Source organism: Shinella sp. CPCC 101442 (assembly GCF_024704725.1).
GTDB lineage: Bacteria > Pseudomonadota > Alphaproteobacteria > Rhizobiales > Rhizobiaceae > Shinella.
Window position 1 is genome coordinate 464,380 of record NZ_JALIQS010000004.1, and the last position, 22,323, is coordinate 486,702.

Annotated in this window: 15 protein-coding genes, 1 tRNA gene and 2 pseudogenes; 11 read left to right on the plus strand and 7 right to left on the minus strand. The window is 58.6% G+C overall.

Features of this window, described 5'->3' with window-relative positions; all coding sequences use genetic code 11:
• Nucleotide 1 precedes the first annotated feature (1 nt).
• A complete protein-coding gene (locus MUO32_RS17630) occupies nt 2-2,464 on the minus strand; it encodes a M10 family metallopeptidase C-terminal domain-containing protein (RefSeq protein ID WP_257949682.1) in 2,463 nt (820 codons plus the stop codon).
• 771 nt (nt 2,465-3,235) lie between these two features.
• Between MUO32_RS17630 and MUO32_RS17635 the strand changes: the two genes are divergently transcribed.
• On the plus strand, nt 3,236-3,787 hold the full coding sequence (locus tag MUO32_RS17635) for a hypothetical protein (protein WP_257949683.1): 552 nt from the start codon (nt 3,236-3,238) through the stop codon (nt 3,785-3,787).
• Nucleotides 3,788-4,054: 267 nt separating this feature from the next.
• On the opposite strand, the gene MUO32_RS17640 is transcribed toward MUO32_RS17635, so the two are convergent.
• Nucleotides 4,055-6,304, minus strand: coding sequence for a cadherin domain-containing protein (locus MUO32_RS17640; RefSeq protein ID WP_257949684.1), 2,250 nt, complete (start codon nt 6,302-6,304; stop codon nt 4,055-4,057).
• 569 nt (nt 6,305-6,873) lie between these two features.
• Here MUO32_RS17640 and MUO32_RS17645 point away from each other — a divergent pair.
• A complete protein-coding gene (locus MUO32_RS17645) occupies nt 6,874-7,326 on the plus strand; it encodes a hypothetical protein (RefSeq protein ID WP_257949685.1) in 453 nt (150 codons plus the stop codon).
• Between the two features lie 266 nt (nt 7,327-7,592).
• Here MUO32_RS17645 and MUO32_RS17650 read toward each other — a convergent pair whose 3' ends face one another.
• Together MUO32_RS17650 and MUO32_RS17655 are read right to left on the minus strand one after the other, a co-directional pair.
• Nucleotides 7,593-10,535, minus strand: a complete 2,943-nt coding sequence (locus MUO32_RS17650; RefSeq protein WP_257949686.1) for a putative Ig domain-containing protein — start codon at nt 10,533-10,535, stop codon at nt 7,593-7,595.
• Between the two features lie 100 nt (nt 10,536-10,635).
• Nucleotides 10,636-10,863 carry a hypothetical protein gene (locus tag MUO32_RS17655; protein WP_257949687.1) on the minus strand — a complete coding sequence of 76 codons (228 nt, stop codon included), beginning with the start codon at nt 10,861-10,863 and terminating at the stop codon, nt 10,636-10,638.
• Between the two features lie 109 nt (nt 10,864-10,972).
• Here MUO32_RS17655 and MUO32_RS17660 point away from each other — a divergent pair.
• Together MUO32_RS17660 and MUO32_RS29385 are read left to right on the plus strand one after the other, a co-directional pair.
• A tRNA-Gly gene (locus MUO32_RS17660) sits at nt 10,973-11,046 on the plus strand.
• Between the two features lie 207 nt (nt 11,047-11,253).
• Nucleotides 11,254-11,364 (plus strand): transposase, encoded by a 111-nt coding sequence (locus tag MUO32_RS29385; protein ID WP_374708675.1) that lies wholly within the window; start codon nt 11,254-11,256, stop codon nt 11,362-11,364.
• Nucleotides 11,365-11,421: 57 nt separating this feature from the next.
• Here the strand turns inward: MUO32_RS29385 and MUO32_RS17670 are convergent.
• Nucleotides 11,422-12,152: pseudogene (locus MUO32_RS17670) on the minus strand (transposase); the annotation flags it as partial.
• Nucleotides 12,153-12,304: 152 nt separating this feature from the next.
• On the opposite strand from MUO32_RS17670, the pseudogene MUO32_RS17675 reads away from it, so the two are divergent.
• The 6 genes and pseudogenes from MUO32_RS17675 to MUO32_RS17700 form a co-directional block, all read left to right on the plus strand.
• Nucleotides 12,305-12,640 (plus strand): annotated as a pseudogene (locus tag MUO32_RS17675) (IS481 family transposase); the annotation flags it as partial.
• A gap of 225 nt (nt 12,641-12,865) precedes the next feature.
• Nucleotides 12,866-13,177 (plus strand): SAF domain-containing protein, encoded by a 312-nt coding sequence (locus MUO32_RS17680; RefSeq protein ID WP_257949689.1) that lies wholly within the window; start codon nt 12,866-12,868, stop codon nt 13,175-13,177.
• A 222-nt stretch (nt 13,178-13,399) separates the two neighbouring features.
• Nucleotides 13,400-14,146: a transporter substrate-binding domain-containing protein gene (locus MUO32_RS17685; protein WP_257949690.1), complete on the plus strand. Its 747-nt coding sequence runs from the start codon at nt 13,400-13,402 to the stop codon at nt 14,144-14,146.
• Nucleotides 14,147-14,297: 151 nt separating this feature from the next.
• Nucleotides 14,298-15,953 carry an amino acid ABC transporter permease gene (locus MUO32_RS17690; protein ID WP_257949691.1) on the plus strand — a complete coding sequence of 552 codons (1,656 nt, stop codon included), beginning with the start codon at nt 14,298-14,300 and terminating at the stop codon, nt 15,951-15,953.
• Between the two features lie 16 nt (nt 15,954-15,969).
• On the plus strand, nt 15,970-16,617 hold the full coding sequence (locus MUO32_RS17695) for an SDR family oxidoreductase (protein ID WP_308311310.1): 648 nt from the start codon (nt 15,970-15,972) through the stop codon (nt 16,615-16,617).
• A gap of 97 nt (nt 16,618-16,714) precedes the next feature.
• Complete coding sequence (locus MUO32_RS17700; RefSeq protein WP_257949693.1) at nt 16,715-18,733, plus strand: beta-galactosidase; 2,019 nt, start codon at nt 16,715-16,717, stop codon at nt 18,731-18,733.
• A 10-nt stretch (nt 18,734-18,743) separates the two neighbouring features.
• Here MUO32_RS17700 and MUO32_RS17705 read toward each other — a convergent pair whose 3' ends face one another.
• Nucleotides 18,744-20,693, minus strand: a complete 1,950-nt coding sequence (locus MUO32_RS17705; RefSeq protein WP_257949694.1) for a glycosyltransferase family 2 protein — start codon at nt 20,691-20,693, stop codon at nt 18,744-18,746.
• A gap of 57 nt (nt 20,694-20,750) precedes the next feature.
• Between MUO32_RS17705 and MUO32_RS17710 the strand changes: the two genes are divergently transcribed.
• Nucleotides 20,751-21,632 carry a transporter substrate-binding domain-containing protein gene (locus tag MUO32_RS17710; RefSeq protein WP_374708676.1) on the plus strand — a complete coding sequence of 294 codons (882 nt, stop codon included), beginning with the start codon at nt 20,751-20,753 and terminating at the stop codon, nt 21,630-21,632.
• 11 nt (nt 21,633-21,643) lie between these two features.
• On the opposite strand, the gene MUO32_RS17715 is transcribed toward MUO32_RS17710, so the two are convergent.
• Nucleotides 21,644-22,300 (minus strand): helix-turn-helix transcriptional regulator, encoded by a 657-nt coding sequence (locus MUO32_RS17715; protein ID WP_257949695.1) that lies wholly within the window; start codon nt 22,298-22,300, stop codon nt 21,644-21,646.
• Nucleotides 22,301-22,323: the final 23 nt, after the last annotated feature.

The following is a 22,323-nucleotide window of genomic DNA, read 5'->3' on the forward strand; positions in this document are numbered from 1 at the left end:
CCTACAGTAGGAAGTCGGCGTTTGTCAGTTTAAGAGCGTCGTCAAAGTGGAGGACGAAATTCGCCTTCCCATTTCCATCGGTGTCGCCGTAGACATATGTGTCCGCTGCCTTCTTCTCGTAGCGAAGCTCACCCGCCTTGCCGTGGAATCCGTCGGACTTGATGAACGTGAAAGTTTGATTTCCGCTCTTCGTCGTGTTGGTGTCGATAGCAGACAGGTCGATGATGTCCTTCTCGGATTGTGAGAAGTCGAAGATCGTATCGGTTGCTGTTTTGGAGGTGGTTAAGTCGGCTTTCGATTTGAACACAAAGGCGTCCTGGCCGCTGCCACCATAGAGATCGTCTGCGCCACTGCCTCCATACAGCTTGTCGTTACCCTTGTCCCCTTTGAGCTTGTCATTGCCCGATCCGCCAGCCAGAACATTTTTGCCGCTATCGCCATAAAGCTTATCGGCATATTTCGAGCCGGTGAGGTTTTCGATCGACTTGTACGTATCGCCCTTGGCATCATTGGTGTTGAGTGAGGAATTCGCGAGATTTGCGGTTACGCCTTTATTTGCGTGAGTATAAGAGACCGTATCCTTGCCTGCGTCGCCCACCAGCCGGTCTGCGCCACCACGGCCAATGAGGATATCGTTTCCAGAGCCACCCCAGAGCGCATTTGCTTTGCTGTTGCCCACTAAAACATCAGAGCCGGCACCGCCAAAAACGTTCTCAATCGAGATCAGTCTATCTTTATTGATGTCCTTACCCGACGCCGTCCCCTCGTTGAGGTCAACGGCAACCGCGCGAGATGCACTTTCGTAGCTGACCGTATCGGTTCCGGGCCCTCCATCATAAAGGTCGTTACCCTTACCTGAGCCGCCCTTGAACACATCATTGCCTCCCAGCCCTTTGGCCGAGTCGTCTCCTCCTCGCATATAAAAATAGTCTGGACCTGCTGTCCCGGTAGCGTTGTCGTTGCTGTCTCCATAACGGTTCCAAGAATTCAGAAAGGTTTTAGCGACTTGCTGAACGGCCCTTTCAATCTGATTTGTCACATGGATATAAGCGAGCTCACCAAGTTTGATGGCGCTGCCAGCTCCGGGGATAAAAATCTTGGCCATGGCAATGGAGTAGTCAGCCGCAAATTCACTGGTATTTTTATAACCTCCGGAATATGCCTTGGCCAAAACAGGAATGGCTTCGTCGTTGAACTCCTTGAGTTTGAGGAAGATGTTAAGTGTTCTTCCGACACCTTGAAGGACGGCAGGGAGCAACTCTTTGAGACCTTGCTCAAGCTGAATATCAAGGCTGCGCTCCAGGAGTTCTCCTGATGCGTCCTTTAGGATTTCCTTATTTAAATTGAATATGGACTGCGCCAGCTTTTCGTCTCGAGCGCGAGCCGCGGTCGGGTCGAACGCGTATTTTTCGCGCGGGTCGGTTGACGGATTAGATGTGTCTTTGCGCCACAGGGCGATGCTCGATCCTGCAGAGGTGTTAGTAACATCGGCTCCAAGGAGGGTCGAGCTGATCCCCTCGGTTATGCGAACGGTTTCCTTGGTTTTTAGATCATCATTGAATATTTCTATAGTGGTTTCCTTTCCATTAAAGGATACAAGAATCCCATCAATGTGGTTTTTTGAGAGAAAATATAATACATCTTTCGATTCTAGGCGATCAACGCTGTCATGATTATCGACGTAGTAGTTATCCGATCCGGCTCCTCCAAAGAGTTCGTCGGATGTATTCTTGATGCCTTTAATGTAGTCAAGCCCATCCAGATCGTCATTGCCATACCCACCGATCAGCGTGTCGTTTCCGGCATTGCCAATAAGCGTATCGTTACCATTTTCCCCATAAATAATATCATTAAGATTTCCGCCATATACTTTGTCACTGCCTCCTCCTGCGTTAAACGAATACATATTTTGAGAGGACAATATCCCCCAAGCCTGCCATTTGGCGGCAGTTTCGGGTAGGTGAACGGTATCTGAACCACTCAAAGACGAGTTCGCAGAGTCGAATTCGAAGTCAGACGGATTAAGCGTGTTGAGATTTCGGATATCACCATTTTCGGTGAACAAGGCCTCGCCATACACATATGCCCAAGCCCAGAAATATGTGACTAGCTTGCTTGTGTAGCTCTGATCGCCAGCGTGAATAACGTAGGTGATTGTTGGGGGTTCATAAGACATTTCCTCCGGTGGTTGTGCATCAACCTCAAGAATATAGTCTTCGAGGATATTCATATGCGCGACAAACGCTTCTGTGAAGCCTTCCCCGCTTCCGCCGCCAACTCCGTAGTTATTTGGAACGTAGATTGTGGAAAATGGATAGTTTTTATCCCATCCGGCTAGATCGACACCGCCGTATGTTACCGGCTCATAATTGAAATGGTTCCAAAAGTCGTCCGGTTGCTGTCCTTCGCCCCACGAAAATCGTTCAAGATCGATACCGATCTTTAGGTAGGCAATTTTAGTCACGACAGCCGATCTCCATATATATTTCAATGAGGGAATATTCCCGATGGTTGCCGCTATCGCATCACCCGTTTGGGGGGCATTGATCCTAAGGCTTTTTTGAAGGGCTTAGTGGGCGTTTTCAAATACCTGTCATGCACCCGCTTCGCGCTGTTTCCGTGGTTGCAGCTGTCTTAACGCCCTGCCGCCGACATTCTACACGCATTCCCCTCCGCTTGACACAGCCCGCGAACTGTTGAACGACTGCTGCCTCGGCGCTGCCATGCGGGTATGATGTAATGGTAGCCTGTCAGCTTCCCAAGGGATGCTCGCAATGCTTGTGTAAGCTGGTTGTAATCACATATTTACAAATATAATCAGTGATTTAAGAACGTTCCTGCTCGCGAATTTCCTCGGAATTTTTGACAGCGAGCAGCACAGAAATCGCACCAGTCTCGAAAGGAACGGACCTTTTGTAAGCCGATGTTTACGAAATGGTCTTGCGAATGGTCGTGATGAGTTGCGGTGCACCCGAGTGGCACCAGGAATCGCCCACCTCGTTCCCGGATGGTCTTCCAGAGGAACAGTCGTCATTCGAGACCAATTCCAGCCGAGGGTGCTGACCAATTTCCTCAATTCTCCAAAACGATTTAAATCGCGCTTTTTTAAAATGCCTGCGGTCGTGTTCAAGTGGGGTCTGATTTCAGAGCTATTCATCGGTTCCTGCAAATCTATCCGCGTTGTCTAACCCGGTGACAAAATGGACCCTCGCCTCACCGAACAAGGAGAGGCGACATGAGCAAGGCAAAACCGACCGCAACCGTTCCGACCGACAAGGCTGTCATCGCAGTAGCGGTCGCGGAAGGACGGAAAATGATCGAGGCTGGAAAATCCAAAATCGATACCGCCCTGGCGATCTACGAAAAGCTTGAGGGCACGGAGCAGGACGTCATCGTCAAAGCGTTCATCGAGGGCGCGACACTGACGGAAAAAGATGCACTTACCTACTGGTACAATTGTCGTCGACGGATTGCGAACCCTTCTGCGGACACGGATGAAACGCGCGTCGACATGATCCTTTTGAATCTAGGGATTGAGGGCGTTCCTCCATCGGAGACGAATGCGTTCGGCAAATGTCGCTATGACAACCCTTTTCAAGGAGTGCCAGCAAAGGTGCGCTGTAACGGCACCATGGAGGATGGCGCACCGTTTGAAGCTCTGTTTGTGACGGACGGGAGTGGGCCTCGAATGCTTACGGACCTTGAACTTTCTGATCTTCCGTCGGCCGTTGTGGAGACGTTGAAGCCGGGTTTGTCTGGTGATCCAAAGTCGGCAGGTCAACAGTGAAGTTCGTCGGTTACGTCTAGGGAGGCGCTTGATTTCGAGACAGTCGGTTTGGGACATGTCTTCTGCGCAACGCGATGCTTGGTGGCGTCGCAGGCTTGAGGTTGCTGCGTTTAATGGGCAGTGATAGCTGTTTACGAGGACTGTGGATGGAAGAGTGCAGGCGAGAGCTTTGAGGATGTCGGTGGGATGCGGGTCGAAACTTTCCGGATGGGGATGTAGCGCTGTTTCCAGCGCTGCCACCCATCTCATAGGTCGCCTCCTGTTCGCCTACAGCAGGAAATCGGCTTTTGTCAGCCTAAGAGCATCGTCAAAATGCAGTACAAAATTCGCCTTCCCATTTCCATCGGTGTCACCGTAGACATAGGTGTCAGACGCCTTCTCCTCATAGCGAAGCTCACCTGCCTTACCGGTGAAGGCATCCGATTTGATAAAAGTGAAGGCCTGATTTCCGCTCTTCGCCATATTGGCGTCGATGGCAGACAGGTCGATGACGTCCTTCTGGGGTTGAGAGAAGTCGAAGATCGTATCGGTTACGTTGATTGATGTTGTCAGGTCGGTCTGTGATTTGAACACAAAGATGTCCCGACCATTGCCACCGGAAAGATCGTCGGCGCCGCTCCCCCCATACAGCTTGTCGCTGCCGCCCGCACCCTTGAGAATATCACGACCAGCACCACCAAAGAGGGTGTCGTTGCCAGCTCGGCCTTCTAGAATATCCGACCCGCTACCGCCCTTGATCACCCCGCCATCAGTTGGTGCCCGAATCTCCGCGATATCTTTGATATTAATTGAGAAAATCTTCGTTGTGTACAGGCCGTTTTCATCTTTCGCCTGAATCTGAATAGTGTCCGAATGAGTTTTTTCGTAATCGAGTGCCTTGGCGACGATCAGTTTGTCGCCGACGATCTTGAAAAATCCACCGCCATCGTCTGTTAATTTGTAGGTCAACTTGCCGCCTTCGGGATCCTCGGCCGAAAACGTGCCGACGATCGTGCCGACAGTCGCATTTTCAGCGACTGCCGTGCCCTTAAGAGTAACGTTATTCGGCGCCTCATTGACGTCATCGACCTTGATCTTGATGGCCTGACTGCCGCTTGGCCAGCCATCGCTGGCCCAGACCTTCACGACATAGATGCCGTCCTTTCCTGCGTCTCGGCGCGTTTCGTAGTCAGGAGCTGCCTTGAAGGAAAGGGCTCCGGTCTTTGCGTCGATATTGAAAAGAGCCCAATCGGCACCGGAGATTGAATAGGTCACCGGCTTCCGCTCGGGGTCTGCTGCAACAACCTTGGTAACAGCTCTCGTGTTTTCATCGACGGTGATTGATGCTGTTGATCCACCGCCGTTGGATGAAATAACGGGTGCCTCATCCATGTCGAGCACATCGAATACGAAGCTCGCAGATGTACTTGCGCCCTTGGTATCCGTTGCAACGATCGTGATGCTGTAGCTTTTTGTCGTCTCATAATCGAGCGGGGCATTGAGCCGAACTTCACTGCCGACGATCTTGAATTTGCCGCCGGGATTGGACGACAGGCTGTATGTTATACGATCGCCCTCCGGGTCAAAAGCACTGATAAACCCCAGGAGAGTGTTGACAGACATCTTTTCGGAAATTTGTTGATTGCCGAATTCGAGGTCATAAGGAGCACGATTGGTGGCGATGTCGCTTATAATAAATTGTCCATCATCGAATTTGACGTTTTCGACGTTGACGAGTTTGTCCGTCCCGAGGTTTACCTTGCCCGATCGCAGGTCCCTGATATAGGCGGTGCCGTCTCCGTTGAGTGTGATGAGGAAGTTTGCGCGCAAGCCCGAATAAATGGCCAGATCTCCACCTTTGCCACCATCGATCTCGTCGTTTCCAGTGCCGCCAATCAGGGTGTCAGCGCCATTTTTTCCTCTGAGTTGGTCTTTACCCGCTCCGCCGCTAAGTGTGTCTGAACCGTCGGTGCCCGAAAGTGTATCGCCGCCGGAGCCACCTGTTGCCGTGATGGCGGTGAGCTGACCGGCAGGGAACTGGATATTGATGTCATCTTCGTTTGTCCAAACGCCCCCTCCGTAAATGGTAACGTGTCGATCGAAGAGGGAAAAATCAGCGTTGAGGATCTCGGCGTTGTAGATAACTGCGGTCCCCCTTGTCGCCGATGAAATGAAAACCGTATCCTTGCCTGCAGACAGATCGAAAGAGCTATCTGGAGTATTCCACTCATCAAAGGCATAGGTTTTCAGGGTGAAATTTCGCAAATCCAGCGTATCTGCGCCACTTCCCGTAGTCAGGTTGAATGTCTCAAAGCCCTGTATGTATGTATTCGCGCCAAGATGAAGTTTGGAGAGCTCTTGATCTGCCAATCGTATCGAAATCGGAGTCGTAAAGGAGGATAGGTTAAGCTCCAGATAGTCGGTTCCCGAGCTGCCGACCATCGTTTCGCCAACCGAGCCGAGGACATAGGTGCCGATTGCATTATCGCTGCTGGAGAGCATCTTGATTGCTGTATCAAGCGCAGTTCTGTCACTCATTCTCACAAAATCCCCCGCCATGAGAAGTTGAAAGCTATATGGAGTTTGTCGTGTATCTGCAACCTTAGATGCTTTCAATGCTCCTAGGCTGGAGAGTCGCTTCTGCCTGACAGTAAAGCCAGAAGTTTGGTGTAGGAGCACAGTTGGGGGCAAAGCCCAAGGTGCCTATTGGCCGAAGGAGGAATATTGGTGAGCCTGAAAAGCAAGATACTGGATGTTGCAGGTTTTCCTCTCTCAATTAGGGCAGAAGACGACGTGGTTGAGGTCTGTTCTCGCATATTGCTAGACGGCTAGCGTGCATCGGACGTCCGTTCGTGGGAAAGAAAACCAAAGCTGGAACGACCGAAATGGCGGCGCTTTGCTCGCGTTTGGAATCCTTGCTTTTGCGCCATCGGACGCTCACGATATCTTGCTATCTCAAAGCATCAAAATAATCTGATGAGACATCGACAATGCCTCGACTAAAAATTTGCGCAATTGCGGTGGCGTTTGCGTGCTTCCTGGGTAATGGAGCGACTTCGTATTCCGCAGAGCGTGTGTACGTCGGCATACTGACAGGCAAATGCAGCGTGCTCATTGCATCCGCCCGCGACTTTTCAAATATCTGCGAAGGCAAGCTATTGAATTCGGGCCACGCGAATGGTCGCGTCGGGTTCTATTTCTTCATCAGCTATAAAGCCGTGCTGACCATCAGCGGAGAAGATCTTCCGAACCCTTCTGCTGACACGGATGAAACACGCGTCGACATGATCCTTTTGAATCTAGGGATCGAGGGCGTTCCTCCGTCGAGGACGAAGGCGTTCGGAAGATGTCGTTATGAAAATCCTTTTCAAGGAGTGCCAGCAAAGGTGCGCTGTAACGGTACCATGGAGGATGGCTCACCGTATGAAGCTCAGTTCCTTTCTGACGGGAGTGAGCCTCGAATGCTTTCGGACCTCGAACTTGCTGATCTTCCGCCGACGGTTTTGGAGGCGTTGAAGCCGGGTTTGGCTGGCGATCCAAAATTGGAAGGTCAAAAGTGAAGTTCCTCGGTTACGTCTAGGGAGACGCTCGATTTCGAGGCAATCGGATAGGGCCATGCCTTCTGCATAATGCAGTGCTTGCCGGTCGTCGTCGGCTGGAGGCCGTTGAGCTGGACGATCAAGCGATAGCTTTTTACGAGGCCTGCGGGTGGAGGAGGGCAGGAGCGAGCTTTGAGGATGTCGGTTGCGCGGGTCGAAACTTTCCGGATGGAGAAGTAGCGCCGTTTCCAGCGCTACAGTTCGCTTTTGCGATCGTATGCGGAGCCTTACAGCAGGAAATCAGCTTTTGTCAGTTTAAGAGCGTCGTCAAAGTGGAGGACGAAGTTTGCCTTCCCATTTCCATCGGTATCGCCGTAGATATAAGTGTCCGATGCCTTCTTCTCGTAGCGAAGCTCGCCCGCCTTGTCGTGGAATCCGTCGGACTTGATGAACGTGAAAGCCTGATTTCCGCCCTTCCTCGTGTTGGCGTCGATCGCAGAGAGGTCGATGATGTCCTTCTGCGATTGCGAGAAGTCGAAGATCGTATCGGTTGCTGTTTTGGAGGTGTTCAAATTGGTCTTTGATTTGAACACAAAGGTGTCTTTGCCGCTGCCGCCATAGAGATCGTCGGCCCCACTGCCTCCGTATAGCGTGTCGTTACCCTTGTACCCCTTGAGCTTGTCGTTGCCGCCTCCGCCGGAAAGCGTGTTGATGCCAGCGTTGCCGAGGATGGTATTGTTCAGGGTATTCCCCGTGCCATTGATCTTGCTGCTACCCGTCAGCGTCAGGTTTTCGACATTGGCGGCAAGGGCGAAGGAAACTGAAGCCTTGACGAGATCGGCGCCCTCGCCCGCTTTTTCGACCACTTCGTCCTTGACGCTGCCGATCACATACGTGTCGTTGCCCTTGCCGCCGATCATTCGATCTGCGCCCGCCTTACCGTCGAGCGTGTTGTCGGCTCTATTGCCGGTCAGGATATTGGCGGAGCCGTTTCCGGTGCCGCTGATTGCAGTGCCGGTTAATCTCAAATTCTCGACATTGGAGACGAGTGTATAGCTGAGCGAGGATTTGACCAGATCAGTGCCTTCGCCCGCCCGCTCCACGACAGTGTCTCCGGTATGATCAACCACATAGGTATCGTCGCCCGCGCCGCCGCGCATTTTGTCGGCGCCGGTCTTGCCATCGAGCGTGTCCTTGCCGGCATAACCGTAGAGTATGTCGTCGTGGGTGCTGCCGTTCAATACGTCGTTGCCCGAGGTTCCCTTGAAGATGTCCGGAGAAATACCGTTGACCGTCATCGTCACATAGGCCGTCTTGGTGCCGCCGTTGCCATCCGAGACGGTGTAGCGGATGAGGACCGTGCGTGTTTCGCCAGCTGCGATATTCTGGTTCGGCGCGGTCGTCGGGTCGTAGAGGAGCCTGCCGTCGTCATCGATGAAAACGGAGCCGAAACCGGTACGGACCGAGGCGGCAGTGACAGCCAGTGTGTCGCCAACATCCACGTCTTGTGCGGTGGAGAGCACGTCGATGAGAACCGACGCGTTCTCGAAGGTCGATACGGTCGTGTTCACCGGTATGGTCGGGGTATCGTTGGTGTTGGTGACGGTTAGCGTGAAGGTGGAGCTGGCCGATAGGCCGCCTGCGTCGGTTGCCGTCACCACGACGCTGATCTCGCCGACATCACCGTTGGCAGGCGTGCCCCAGAAGGTGCGGGTCGCGGGATCGAAGGTCAGCCAGCCCGGCAGCGCATCTCCGTCTTCGAGCGTGGCGCTGTAGGTCAGCGTGTCGAGCGTGTTTGCATCGGCAAAGGTAGAGGCCGGAACGGTGAACGAGAACGATTTGTCTTCGGTTGCCGGCTGGTCGGCAATGCGACTCTCAACCGTCGGACCGTCGTTCAGCCAAAACGTGCGCTGATAGACACCCAATTGGCTCCCGTCCTGACGATTGGACGTCCAAGTGACGACCCAGCCGCCGTTCGACAGTGCTGTGATTCGCGGATCGTACTGAATACCCGCCGTATAGGAATTAACCTGCGTTTCACTGCCGTGCGGTGTGCCGTCGGCTTGGTAGGCCTGCTGGTAAACGCCGGAGCCGGATCCGTCCTGACCATAGGACACCCATGTAACGACCCATCCGCCGTCCGACAGTGCTGTGATCTGCGGATCGGCCTGATTGTGCGTTGTATAGGAATTAACCTGCGTTTCACCGCCTTGCGGCGAGCCGTCGGCTTGGTAGGCCTGCTGGTAAACGCCATAGCCGGATCCGTCCTGACCATTGGACGTCCAAGTGACGACCCAGCCGCCGTCCGACAGTGCTGTGATCCGCGGACGGTACTGATTACCGGACGTATAGGAATTGACCTGCGTTTCGCAGCCTTGCGGTGTGCCGTCGGCGTGGTAGGCCTGCTGGTAAACGCCATAGCCGGATCCGTCCTGACCATTGGATTCCCATGTAACGACCCATCCGCCGTCCGACAGTGCTGTGATCTCCGGGTGATACTGACCACTGAACGCAGGGGAGTTAACCCGCGTTTCACCGCCTTGCGGTGTGCCGTCGGCGTGGTAGGCCTGCTGGTAAACGCCGGAGCCGGATCCGTCCTGACCGATGGACACCCATGTAACGACCCAGCCGCCGTCCGACAGTGCTGTGATCCGCGGATCGTACTGATCACCGGACGTATAGGAATTAACCTGCGTTTCACCGCCTTGCGGTGTGCCATCGGCTTGGTAGGCCTGCTGGTAAACGCCAGAGCTGGGTCCGTCCTGACCGATGGACACCCATGTAACGACCCATCCGCCGTCCGACAGTGCTGTGATCTGCGGATCGTACTGACTATACAGCGTATAAGAATTAACCTGCGTTTCGCTGCCTCGCGGTGTGCCGTCGGCGTGGTAGGCCTGCTGGTAAACGCCAGGGCCGGATCCGTCCTGGCTGGATCCTTCCAGGCCGGCGTCCACCCATGTAACGACCCATCCGCCGTCCGACAGTGCTGTGATCCGCGGACGGTACTGATTACCGGACGTATAGGAATTGACCTGCGTTTCACTGCCTTGCGGTGTGCCGTCGGCTTGGTAGGCCTGCTGATAGACACCCCAGCTGGGTCCGTCCGGAACATTGGACATCCACGCAACAACCCAGCCGCCGTCCGACAGTGCTGTGATTCGCGGGCTGGACTGCTCAGACACTGTATAGGAATTGACTCGGGTCTCTAGCCCGCTTGCGATTGCCATCGCGGCTCCCCCTGAATGAAACCCGATGTCATGCGTGACTGCGGGGTCTTGTGTCTAATGCCTCATGACGAGCATTCTTCCAGCTTTCGCTTTGCAAGCATCACTCAATGACGTGGCAGGAAATCAAAAGCAAAGCGGAAGCACAGCCATATAGTAATCGCCCATTCTTCTTCCCTTTCCATACTGCAATCTCTTCTTTGCAGAAAGTACCCGACGCGATTTTCTTCGCCTCTTCCCATTTGGTGTGTTCCCAAAAAACGCGACGACCCGCATCGATCTGGCGGACGAGGAAATCAAGCGAGTAGAGGCCGCCTGCTGTTTCTGGCATTCACGACAGGTGTCCTGAAAGAGTGACTATCGCTTGAAGCCGCCCGCACACGCCTCCGCCTTGACTCACTCGGCGAACTGTTGAATGACTGCGGCCTCGGCGCTGCGCTGCGGGTATGATGTAATGGTAGCCTGTCAGCTTCCCAAGCTGAACGCGCGGGTTCGATTCCCGCTACCCGCTCCAACCGGTTCAAGGTGTTTGGCCGTATTCTCTGTTCTTTTCTGGTGTGGGCGTCCGGTGAGCCGGTTTTGGTTGAGTGCGGATTTGGCGCAAGTTACGATACAGATGATTCATTTGTGACGTAACGGGCGAGGTATGAATGGCGAGGTTGATATCCTTGCGGGTGCCAAGCGATAGCGCCGATGGTCCACGGAACTGAAGCTTTTTGTATTGCAAGAAGCGTTCCGCGCGGAAGGTGGCGTTTCGGATGTAGCGCGCCGGCACGACGTTCTTCCGCAGCAGATTTACGCCTGGCGAAAGAAGCTCTTGCCCCCGAATTGAAATCTTCAGAGACCGCATCGTTCATACGGCAGCGTCCAGCGAACGCATTTCGCGTGATCGAGCGACCGCCGCAATATGTGCCCTGATCAGCAGGAAGAGCGGCGCAAGCAGAACGGACACGCGGCCGACCCAGTCCGTCATGATGGAGCGGGAGATGTCTATTCCCAGCCGGTCGTACATCTCGGATAGGCGGCAGAGCGGGATGTGATCGTCGGATTTGGCGGCCATGATATGCGCCAGGCAACCCCGGTCCCGGCTTGCCGCGCTCGATCGGCAGGATCGGCATTGCGCCTGCCGCTGTCGCATCGCAGTCACTGTAGATCATGCGTTTTTCAACATGGCGGACAATCTTGACGGGCACCGGCACGTGCCCCATCACCTGGGCCATCTTGTCAGCCGGCTTCAGGAACGATGTGCCACCACAGGTCGGATAAGTGCAAGGCGCCGCATAGACCCGCTCTTCGGTTGGAGGACTATCGGGCAATGGTTTGCGCTTCGGCTTGTCCGATGCGTCGTCCAACTCCGGCAAAGGAGCTTTCCTGGAGCGCATCTCAGCCTCGGTGCGGGAGGCCTCGATCTCCTCCGGCATCAGTTCAAATTGCTCGATCTTCCAGTCGATCTTTTCCGAAGAAGCGCCGTGCTGCCGATGTCGGAGCAGTTCCAGTTGCGCGCGCAGGAGCCCTAGAATGGAGTCGCGCTTGTTGACTTCTGCTTCCTGGCCCTCATGTTGCGCGACAAGCGCGCAAAACAGATAGCTCATCCTGACTGTCCAGCGGTGTTGTTTCAATACCCGCATGCATAGCCGATTTGCGTCCGAAGACTACGTGTTTAGTCCCGGAGTGTAATGGCTTATTGTTGCCGCGATCACAGGGGGAAGCCCTATGTATTTGATCCCACGGTTTGATGGTGCGATCCTGTCGAAGGACTGGAAGGTAGCGCTATGGGACAAGTTCGTCATGGCAGCGCCACGACCACGCGCGCCGTTAGAGCAGCAATACAGCGATCGCAAGCTTCGCCCGCGCAGCTGAGCCGGGAACTGGGCATCAATCCCAAGACGGTGGCAAAGTGGCGGAAATGTGCAACGGTCGAGGATATGAAGACCGGGCCAACGGAACCGCGCTCGACGGTTCTGACGCGGGCCGAGGAAACGACGGTCGTTGCGTTCCGGCGGCACATGTTGCTGCCGCTGGATGACTGCCTCTACGCGTTGCAGCCGTCGATCCCGCATCTGACACGCTCTACGCCGCACCGTTGGCTGCAACGACATAGAATCTCTTGGCGGCTGTCGTGCTTCCGCGTCCAGGATACCCGGCACCGGCGGAAGACTACAATCTCGCCATGATACCCGACATGATCCGCCGGTTCGGCTTGGGCACCGGTCTTTCCGATCATATGCTGGACAACACGACGGCAACCGCCAGCGTGGCGCTGGGCGCTTGCGTGATCGGAAAAGCATTTCACGATAGACCGGTCTCACGGCGGGCTGGACGACAGTTTTTCGTTGGAACCGGCGGAATTCACCGCGCTTTGTCAGGGAGCGAAGACTGTCTGGCATACGCTCGGCCGTGTAGATTGCGGACGCAAGTCGAGCGAGATGGGCAACGTCAAATTCAGGCGGTCACTCTATTTCGTAAGGGATCTGAAGGTGGGGGACATCGTGACGCCTGACGCCGTCAGAAGCGTGGGGCCGGATGCGGGCTTGCCCCCCAAGCACCATTCCGCCGTCGTGGGCAATCCTGTCGCGATTACCGTCTCCGCCGACACGCCGGCATCCTGGCAAGTCCTCGGGATCGAGCCGCGTTCAACGGCCTGAGCCGCCTCTGTTGCAATGCCGCGCAGGCCAACCTCCATATCCGGCAAGTTTCGGGTCAAATTTCCGGCGTTTTCGAAATAAAAACGTTTTTATTTTTCTTGAAAACGTTTTTATTCCTTGTTACGCTCCTTGCAGGATGGGGTGGAGCTTTTCGCGCGCTGCCCCAGGGATTTGTCGAGTGCCGGCCATTTGGGGGCGGTGCCGATGGTTGAGGAGGAAGAGATGAGGAAATTCGTTGCGACTTTGGCGCTGGCCGTTCTTGCGGCCGGAGGCGTCCATGCGGCCGATCTTGGCGGCAAGCTGCTGAAGGTCGGGTCCGACACGACGTCGCCGCCGATGGAGAGTATCGACCCGGCAAGCGGGCAGATCGTCGGCTTCGATGTCGATGTGGTCAATGCCATCTGCGCCAAGATCAACTGCCAGGCGGAATTCGTCACGACGGGCTGGGACGGCATCTTCGCTGCACTCGACCAGGGCAATTTCGATCTCGTTGCTTCCGGCGTCTCGATCACCGATGAGCGCAAGAAGGCGATGGATTTCTCCGAGCCCTACATCATCAACAGCCAGGCCGTGCTGACGCGCGCCGAAGACCAGGGCATCACGCTCGAAAAATTCAAGGCCGAGGGCAGGAGGCTTTCCGCCCAGGCCAATACGACGGATGCGCAGGTCGCCGAAGGCGTCGTCGGCAAGGAAAACGTCGCTGCCTATGACAGTTTCAGCGCTGCGATCATCGCGCTCAAGAACAAGGACGTCGATGGCGTCGTGATCAATGGCGCGAATGCCGCCGCCTATGAGCGGGAGTTCGCCGGCGAGCTCGTCGCCTCCATCAAGAATCTCGAATCCGATCCTCTCGGTCTCGTGTTTCGCAAGAGCGACGAGAATGTCGCGGCCTTCAACGAAGGGCTGAAGGCGATCAAGGACGACGGCACGCTCGACCAGATCATCGCCAAATACTGGGGCCTGAAGTAAGGTTCTTCCGCCGGAGGGGCCATAGGCGCTTCCGGCGGTTCTTTCCAATCCCGAGATGGTTTCCGATGGCGCAGATTTTGCCCCGGAACGTGAAAAAGCAAGAAGAGGGCCTCGACGCCGCGTGGCGCGACGCCTTGCGCCGGAGGCCGGAATGTCGTTTGTCAGAAGCGTGAGACCCAGCAATCTGGTGATCCTCGCCGCGCTGCCCTTCATTGTCTATCTGTTTGCCTCCTCGCCGGATTACCAGCGCTCGCTGCGGGCGATCCTGGGCGTCGAACTCGGGTCGGGCGTCCTGGTCCCGGGCTTCCTGCTGCTGGCCGTCGCCTTTTCCGCCGGCTTTGCCGTTCTTCTCCTTTCGCGCCGGAAGGCGGCCCGACCTCGGCTGACGCTCGCCGCAGGGCTCATCGGGCTTTTGGCGACGGCGGCGATCCTCGCCGGCGATCTCGTTCATCCCTTCATCGCGTCGGTGGTCGCCAACGGCGTCGATCCGTTCAAATCCGATCTCGTCGTCAAGGGCGCGACGCCCCGTCAGCTGACGGACGCCGCCGACCTCCTGGTGCGCGGTGTCGAGGCCTGGATCTGGCCCCTCTATGCGGTGCTGCTGCTGGCCGGTCTGGGCCTCACCTTTGCCGGCAGCCGCGCGCCGGTTCCGTCCGAAAGCGTTGCACGCCGGGCAGGGGCGTGGATCCTCGGTGCGGTCAATGGCGCCGGCCTGGTCTTCGTTTTCCTCTTTGCCCATCTCGCTTTCGCCTCGGGTCTCGCCACTACCATCCGCGCGGCGATCGCCGCCTATATCCTGGCGGCCATTCTCGGTCTCGTCTGGGTGGGACTCTTGAAGCTGCGTTATTCAAGGCAGAGCCTTCTGCTCTTCATCGGCATGACAGCGCTCTTCGCGGCGTTGTCGGCATGGTTCCTTATGCAGCCGCGCGACAACTACGTGCTCGCCGGCACGCTGGACGGCAAGATCGGCATCGTCACCAACACGCCCGCCAGCCTGATCAGCGCCGTGCGCTTTGGCCGCTATGACGGCGGGCCGACGACGGAAACGCCGGTGCGCACCTTCGTCACCCCCGAGCAGGCGGTCGAGACCGTCGCGAAGAAGGAGGATGTCAGCGGCGCGCTGCTGCCGGCCGCAGCGGTTCCCGCCGACTGGCCGCGCCTCTGGCAGGTCGAGGCACTGAACGACCGAGACCGGGCGGCTGGCATCACCTTCGCCGTCGTTGCCATCGCGCTCGGCCTCCTGACACTCGGCGGCTTCCTGCATCATCGCCATCCCCTGTCGATCGGTTCGGAATTCATCGTCGATACGATCCGCGGCATCCCCATGCTCGTCATCGTGCTCTATGTCGGCCTGCCGCTGTCGGGTGCCTTGAAGGACGCGACGGCGGGTGTGTTCGATCCGCCGAACCTGGTGCGCGGCATCGTCGCCATGGCGATCGCCTATTCCGCCTATCTCGCCGAGATTTTCAGATCGGGCATCAATGCCATTCCGGCCGGCCAGATCGAGGCCGCATCCAGCCTTGGGCTCAACCGCTGGCAGACGGCGCGGCTCGTCATCCTGCCGCAGGCCTTCCGTATCGTCATTCCGCCGCTCGGCAACGAGCTTATCGCCATCCTGAAGGACACGTCGCTGCTGTCGATCCTGTCGATCCGCGACATCACGCAGCGTATGCGCGAGTTCCAGTCGGCGAGCTTCCTGCCCTTCGCCCCCTATAATTCGGCGGCCATCCTCTACATCCTGCTGACGCTGGCGGCCGCGAGCCTCGTCAGCCTGATCGAGAAGAAATATGATGTCAAACACCGCTGAGAAGGATGCCGGAACGGTGCTTGTCACCGGCGCCGGGCGCGGTCTCGGCCGAACGCTCGCCGCGCTCTATGCGGCGGCTGGCTTCCGTGTCATCGCCTGCATGCGGCAAGCGACGGAGGGCGCGATGCCACTCGACGTGGCGGATGCCGGTTCCATCGCAATGCTCGGCGAAAAGCTCGCCGGCCAGCCGATCGACATCGTCATCAACAATGCCGCGATCCGCGGCGATACCGGTGGCCTTTCTTCGCTGGAGGAGGGGGATTTCCTGGAAGTCATGCGCATCAACGCGCTCGCCCCGCTGCTTGTCGCCCGCGCGCTTCGGCCGAACCTCTTGGCCGGCAGGCGCAAGGTGCTCGTCAACATCGGTAGCCGCGCCGGCTCGCTTGAGGAAGGCACGCTCGACGATGACGACGGCGATTATGCCTATCGCTGCTCCAAGGCGGCGCTGAACATGGCGACGGTCAAGCTCGCCCAGGATTTCCGCGGCGACGGCATCGCCGTCATCTCGCTGCATCCCGGTTGGGTGCGCACCGATATGGGCGGCGAGGAAGCGGCCATCGATGTCGGCGTCAGCGCCGCGGGTCTGAAGATGCTGATCGACGGGACGACGCTGGCGCAGACCGGAAGCTTCCGGGCTTACGACGGCCGGGCCGTGGCGTGGTGACGGCGTCGATCGAGAATTAAATACGCGAGACCAAGGTTCAATCGCGATCGTAACGATGGCGGCGTCCCAAGCGCCGTTGATGACAAGGATACTGCACGTGCATAAGCCGCTGACCAGACAGAACCGTTTCGACGCCGGTCGACAGACGACCGGAATGCTGGAGCTTGGTGTCTGCTATTATCCGGAACAGTGGCCGCGCGAAAAATGGGACGAGGACGCCCGCCGCATGGTGGACCTCGGCCTTGCCTGGGTGCGCATCGGTGAATTCGCCTGGTCGCATATCGAGCCGCAGTCCGGCACCTTCCAGTGGGAATGGATGGACGAGGCGATCGAGGTGCTCGGCTGCGCCGGCCTCAAGGTCATTCTCGGCACACCGACCGCCGCGCCGCCGAAATGGCTGGTCGATCGTTACCCGGATATCCTGGCCGTTGACGCGCGCGGCGTGGTGCGCAAGTTCGGCGCACGCCGGCACTATTGTTTTTCCAGCCGCCGCTACCGCGTGGAAGCCGCCCGCATCACCGAAGCGATGGTGCGCCGCTATGGCGAAAACCCCTTCGTGCACGCCTGGCAGACCGACAATGAATATGGCGATCACGATACGATCCACAGCTACTCCGACGAGGCGAAGCACGGCTTCCGCGAATGGCTCGCCGCCCGCTACGGCACGATCGAGGAGATGAACCGCGCCTGGGGCACGCAGTTCTGGAGCATGCACTACAACGGTTTTGACGCGGTGGACCTGCCCAACAACCTCGTCGAGGAGCCGACCCCGACGCATCTCGTCGATTACTTCCGCTTCTCGTCGGACCAGGTGAAAAGCTTCAACAAGGCGCAGGTGGATATCATTCGCCGGCATTCGCCGGGCCGCCCGGTCACGCACAATTTCATGAACCAGAATACCGACTTCGACCATTACACGGTCGGCGAAGACATCGATATCGCCTCCTGGGATGTCTATCCGCTGGGCGGGCTGATCAACGGCCGGCTCAGCGCGGAAGACAAGGCGCGCTATCTGCGCGTCGGCGATCCGGACCAGACGGCTTTCAATCACGATCTCTACCGCGCCGTCGGCCGTGGTCGGGTCTGGGTCATGGAGCAGCAGCCGGGGCCGGTGAACTGGGCCGCCCACAACCAGTCGCCCGCCGATGGCATGGTGCGGCTGTGGACCTGGCTTGCCTATGCGCATGGCGTCGACATGGTCTCCTACTTCCGCTGGCGCCAGGCACCGTTCGCGCAGGAGCAGTTCCATGCGGGGCTGCTGTTACCGAACAGCGAGGTGGATCAGGGTTATCTCGAAGTCGCGCAGGTAGCCGAGGAGATGATGTGCCTGCCTGAGGGCGAAATGCGTGAAAAAGCCGAAGTCGCCATCCTTCTCGACTACGAGTCGCGATTTGCCACCCGTGCCCTGCCGCAGGGCCAGGGTTACATCGCCTCGGCGATCGCTCTCGATTGGTATTCCGCCGTCGCCCGTCTCGGCGTGGATGTGGATTTCATCGGCCAGCATTCCGATCTCTCCGGCTACAGGCTGGTACTCGCGCCCGATCTCGTCATTCCCGATGCGTCGTTCGTTGCTCGCCTCAAGGCCTCCGGCGCCAAGGCGCTGTTTGGCCCGCGCAGCGGCAGCAAGACGCGCGACATGCACATCCCCGCCGACCTGCCGCCCGGCCCACTTGCCGATCTCATCGATTTCCGCGTGACACGCGTCGAATCCCTGCCCGAATATCACAGCGAGCCCGTTCTCTACGGTAATACCAGCCATCCGGTGACGGGTTGGCGCGAGCTGATCCGGACGAGCGAGACGGTGCTGGCGACCTTCGAGGGAGAACATCGCCAGGGCATGCCCGCCATCATCGGCAACGAGCGCACGCGCTATGTCGGCACGTTGCCGCGCGGCGAGTTCCTGTCCAAGCTGATGGGCGATACGCTCGGCTGGGCGGATATCAAGAGCTTGCCCGATCTCGGCGATCTCCGCCTGGCCCGGCGCGGCAATCTGCATTTCGCCTTCAACTATGGCAATGCGTCGGCTCTCGTGCCGGCGTCGGCAACGGCCGAATTCCTTGTCGGCGGGCGGGAACTTGCGCCCGTCGGAGTGGCGATCTGGACGGAGAAGCCCTGATCCGAGCCCTCTATCCGGCGTCCGCCACCGGCTCGGCGCGTAATGGCGTCTGCGCCGGGCGGTGCGCGGTCTTGTTCCAAAAGAACGGATTGCTGCGCAATTCCCGCACCGCACGCCAGGCGGCAAGCGACATCAGCAGCCAGTAGAAGGGCGTCAGTGCCCAGCAACGGCCTGCCGCATCGCGTTCGCCGGGTGTCATTCCAGCGCGGCCGAGCGCCACGAAGATCGCATAGCTGCCGAAGATGTTGACGATATCGACGGCGATGAGGGTGATTTCGAAGGGGCCCGCGACATGGGCGGATTGCCCGAAAAGCTGCCAGGCGATCACGCCGACATAAACGAAGAGCAGCGGATGGGCGAGCGAGGAGAGGATCAGCCCGCCGATCAGCACCTGGAAGACGATGCACGGCCAGAGGCCCATGTCGCGCATGAGCTGCGAAGGCCGCCGCATCAGCACCAGCCAGGTCTGCAACCAGCCCTTGAACCAGCGTGTGCGCTGTCCGAGCCATGCCGACGTCGTCGTGGGTGCTTCCTCATAGGTCGGCCGTTCGATCGTGCCACAGCGGTAGCCGAGCCGGTAGAGCCGCATGCCGAGATCGGCGTCCTCGGTAACATTGTACGGATCCCATCCGCCCACCTCCTGCAGCACGCGGGTGCGAAAATGGTTCGACGTGCCGCCGAGCGGCATCGGCAGCCGGGCGGCGGCGAGCCGCGGCAGCAGCACGCGGAACAATCCGGCATATTCGAAGGCGAAGAGAGCGCTCAGCCAGCTTTCGCGCGCATTGGTGATGACGAGCGGCGCTTGCAGGCACACGATGTCGGACGGCCCGGCCTCGAAGGTTCGCCAGGCTTCGTCGAGTTGCAGCGGATCGATCCGGTCTTCCGCATCGTAGATGACAAGATATGCGCCGCGCGCGGCGCCAAGCGCATAGGAGAGCGCCTTCGGCTTGGTGCGCGGATGGCCCGGCGGCACGGCCACGATCTCGTATTGCCGGCCGAGACGGATAGCGGCGAGCGCCGAAAGCGTCGCTTCGTCGTCCGCCTCGCAGATCAGTTTGATGTCGAGGCAGGCGGCGGGCCAGGCGAGCCGGTTCAGCGTTTCGACAAGCTGCGGCACAACCGCCGCCTCGCGGTAGAGCGCCACGAATACCGAGTAGACCGGTCGCGGTCCGGTCGATGGAATGCCGAGGGCCTGGTCCTGTTGTTGTCTGCGCTTTGCAAGCAGGGCGAGGAAGCGGATGAGGAAGGACGCGAGGAAGAGGAGGCTGAGCACGATGTGCAGGAGAAGCGAGGCGATGACGGGCTCTGTGATGGCGAGCGCCAGAAGGGTGGTGAGAATCGTGCCCATGTAGAAACCCTGCCGCCCCCACAGGGTGATGCGGGCGCTCGCCTCCGGCAGGGTGGCGAACAGTCGATCGACGGTCTCGCGCAGGCGTCGCGTGCGACCTGCCTGCCAGAGCGCCGTCCGCAGCGCCGAGGGGGTGGTCGCCGCCAGCATGGTGCGCAGCATGGGGGAAAGATCGAGCCGCTCATTGAGGGATTCGATCCGGTCGGCGCTGGGTACGATCGCGGTGATCGGCGGGCGCGCCGGATGGTGGATCCTGACGATGCTCGGTTCGACCAACTGGCTGTCCGCGCCGGGCAGGTCCTCCACCTGTGCCGGATCCAACCGGGACAGGAAGGGCAGGTGCAGGATTTCGGCAAGCGCCTCGTAGTAGGTGTCCTCCTTCAGGACACCGCTTGCCAGCAGCTCCGCCTCCAGCGTCGTGCCATGCCTGCTGGCGCGCACCAGCATGCCGGAAATCAGCGACTTGGACAGTCCGAGCCGGCGGAAAAGCCGCGCTTCCGCCATCAGGCGTGGGGGAATTTGCGGCTCGTCGCCTGGGCGGACAGGGCCGGTCGGCAGGATGCCGATTGCGGTGGCGAAAGCGATGTCGTCGGGATATTCTGCCAGTCGCATGCAGCCGTCGCTGCCGCGTGAGCGGCTGCGCCCCCTTTAAACCCCAAGTTGATTGTAATGTGGCACAGAGCAATTTCATCCCTTAAATCCTATGGGTTTTTCGCACTCTGCCTGTTGATGGGGGCAACAAATCCGCCGGTTGCGTTTGCGCAGGAGAAACCCTCGGTCGATCTGCCGATCCTGTTCGACACGCGCGAACGCATCGCAAAGCCCGATCTATCGGGTATCGTGCGCCTGCGGTTCCTCACGACCGTGGACTTCCCGCCCTTCAATTTCATCGACCAGACCGGCAAACTCGCCGGCTTCCATGTCGATCTGGTGCGCGAAATCTGCCGGGAACTCGCGCTGATGGAAAAGTGCCAGATTCAGGCTGTGACCTTTCCGGAACTGGAAAAGGCACTCGTCGACGGGAATGGCGAGGCCGTTGCGGCGGGCGTCGCCGTCACGGCGGAACTACGCGAGCGTTTTGCTTTTTCGCGCCCCTTCATGCGCCTGCCGGCACGCTTTGCCGTGGCGAGAAAGGCTCCACCATCCGGCGAGACCGCGGCCGCGCTCGAGGGCAAACGTGTTGGCGTCGTGACGGGAAGCGCGCATGAAGCGATACTGAAAGCCTTTTTCCCGGGCCTGCGGGCGGAAGTCTTTGCGGACCGTGCAGCGCTGCTGACCGCCCTCAGGGACGGCAAGCTGGACGCGGTCTTTTCCGACGGCATGCAGCTCGCCTTCTGGACGAACGGCACCGAATCGGCGGGCTGCTGCCGGCTCTTCGACGGTCCCTATCTGTCGGAGCCGTTCCTCGGCGAGGGGCTGACGATCATGCTGCGCAAGCAGGATTCAGCCCTTGCGACCGCCATCGACCACGCGCTGTTGGCGCTGTCGCGCAATGGCCGCCTGCAGGAAATCTACCTCCGCTACTTCCCGGTCAACCTCTACGGCGGCTGACCGGCCGCCGCTTACTGGCTTGCCCAGATGATGCGGGCGATCCAGTCGATTTCGTCGATGTCGAAGCTGCGGTTGGGGTGCTCGGGATTGAGCGAGACGAGATCGATCGTGCGCGGTGTCTGGCGATGCAGCACCTTCGCCATGACCTCTCCCTCGCGGGTCTTGACCACGACGCGGTCGCCACGGCGTACCTGGGCGCCTGGCTCGACGATCAGCACGTCGCCGTCGCGGTAGAGCGGCATCATGCTGTCGCCCTGCACCTCAAGCGCATAGACGCCGGCCTTGCGATCGGGCGAGGCGGGAAATTCCACCACGTCCCAGCCCTGGCCCGCCGGAAAGCCCCCATCGTCGAAGAAGCCGCCCGCGCCCGCCTGCGCGAAGCCGAGAAGCGGAATGGTGCCCGCCTGTGGCGGAAAGGCGCCCTGCGGCAGGGCGGCATCGCGTATCGTACTGGCCAGGAATTCGTCGATCGAGGCGCCCGTCGCGTCGAGCACCTTGGCGATCGATTCCGTCGAGGGCCAGCGCTGGCGGCCGTCCACCCCCTGGCGTTTGGATTTGTTGAAGGACGTCGGGTCGAGCCCCGCGCGGCGCGCAAGGCCGGAGGGCGAGAGCTGGTTGCGCTCGGCAAGGGCGTCGATCGCTGCCCAGATCCGGTCGTGGGAGAACATGCTTGAGAAACCCTGCCAAGGCG

Coding starts and splice junctions, on each gene's coding strand:
- MUO32_RS17710 (WP_374708676.1), top strand. CDS start 20,751: ATGTGGCACAGAGCAATTTCATCCCTTAAATCCTATGGGTTTTTCGCA.
- MUO32_RS17650 (WP_257949686.1), bottom strand. CDS start 10,535: ATGGCAATCGCAAGCGGGCTAGAGACCCGAGTCAATTCCTATACAGTG.
- MUO32_RS17685 (WP_257949690.1), top strand. CDS start 13,400: ATGAGGAAATTCGTTGCGACTTTGGCGCTGGCCGTTCTTGCGGCCGGA.
- MUO32_RS17655 (WP_257949687.1), bottom strand. CDS start 10,863: ATGCCAGAAACAGCAGGCGGCCTCTACTCGCTTGATTTCCTCGTCCGC.
- MUO32_RS17715 (WP_257949695.1), bottom strand. CDS start 22,300: ATGTTCTCCCACGACCGGATCTGGGCAGCGATCGACGCCCTTGCCGAG.
- MUO32_RS17640 (WP_257949684.1), bottom strand. CDS start 6,304: ATGAGTGACAGAACTGCGCTTGATACAGCAATCAAGATGCTCTCCAGC.
- MUO32_RS17690 (WP_257949691.1), top strand. CDS start 14,298: ATGTCGTTTGTCAGAAGCGTGAGACCCAGCAATCTGGTGATCCTCGCC.
- MUO32_RS17705 (WP_257949694.1), bottom strand. CDS start 20,693: ATGCGACTGGCAGAATATCCCGACGACATCGCTTTCGCCACCGCAATC.
- MUO32_RS17635 (WP_257949683.1), top strand. CDS start 3,236: ATGAGCAAGGCAAAACCGACCGCAACCGTTCCGACCGACAAGGCTGTC.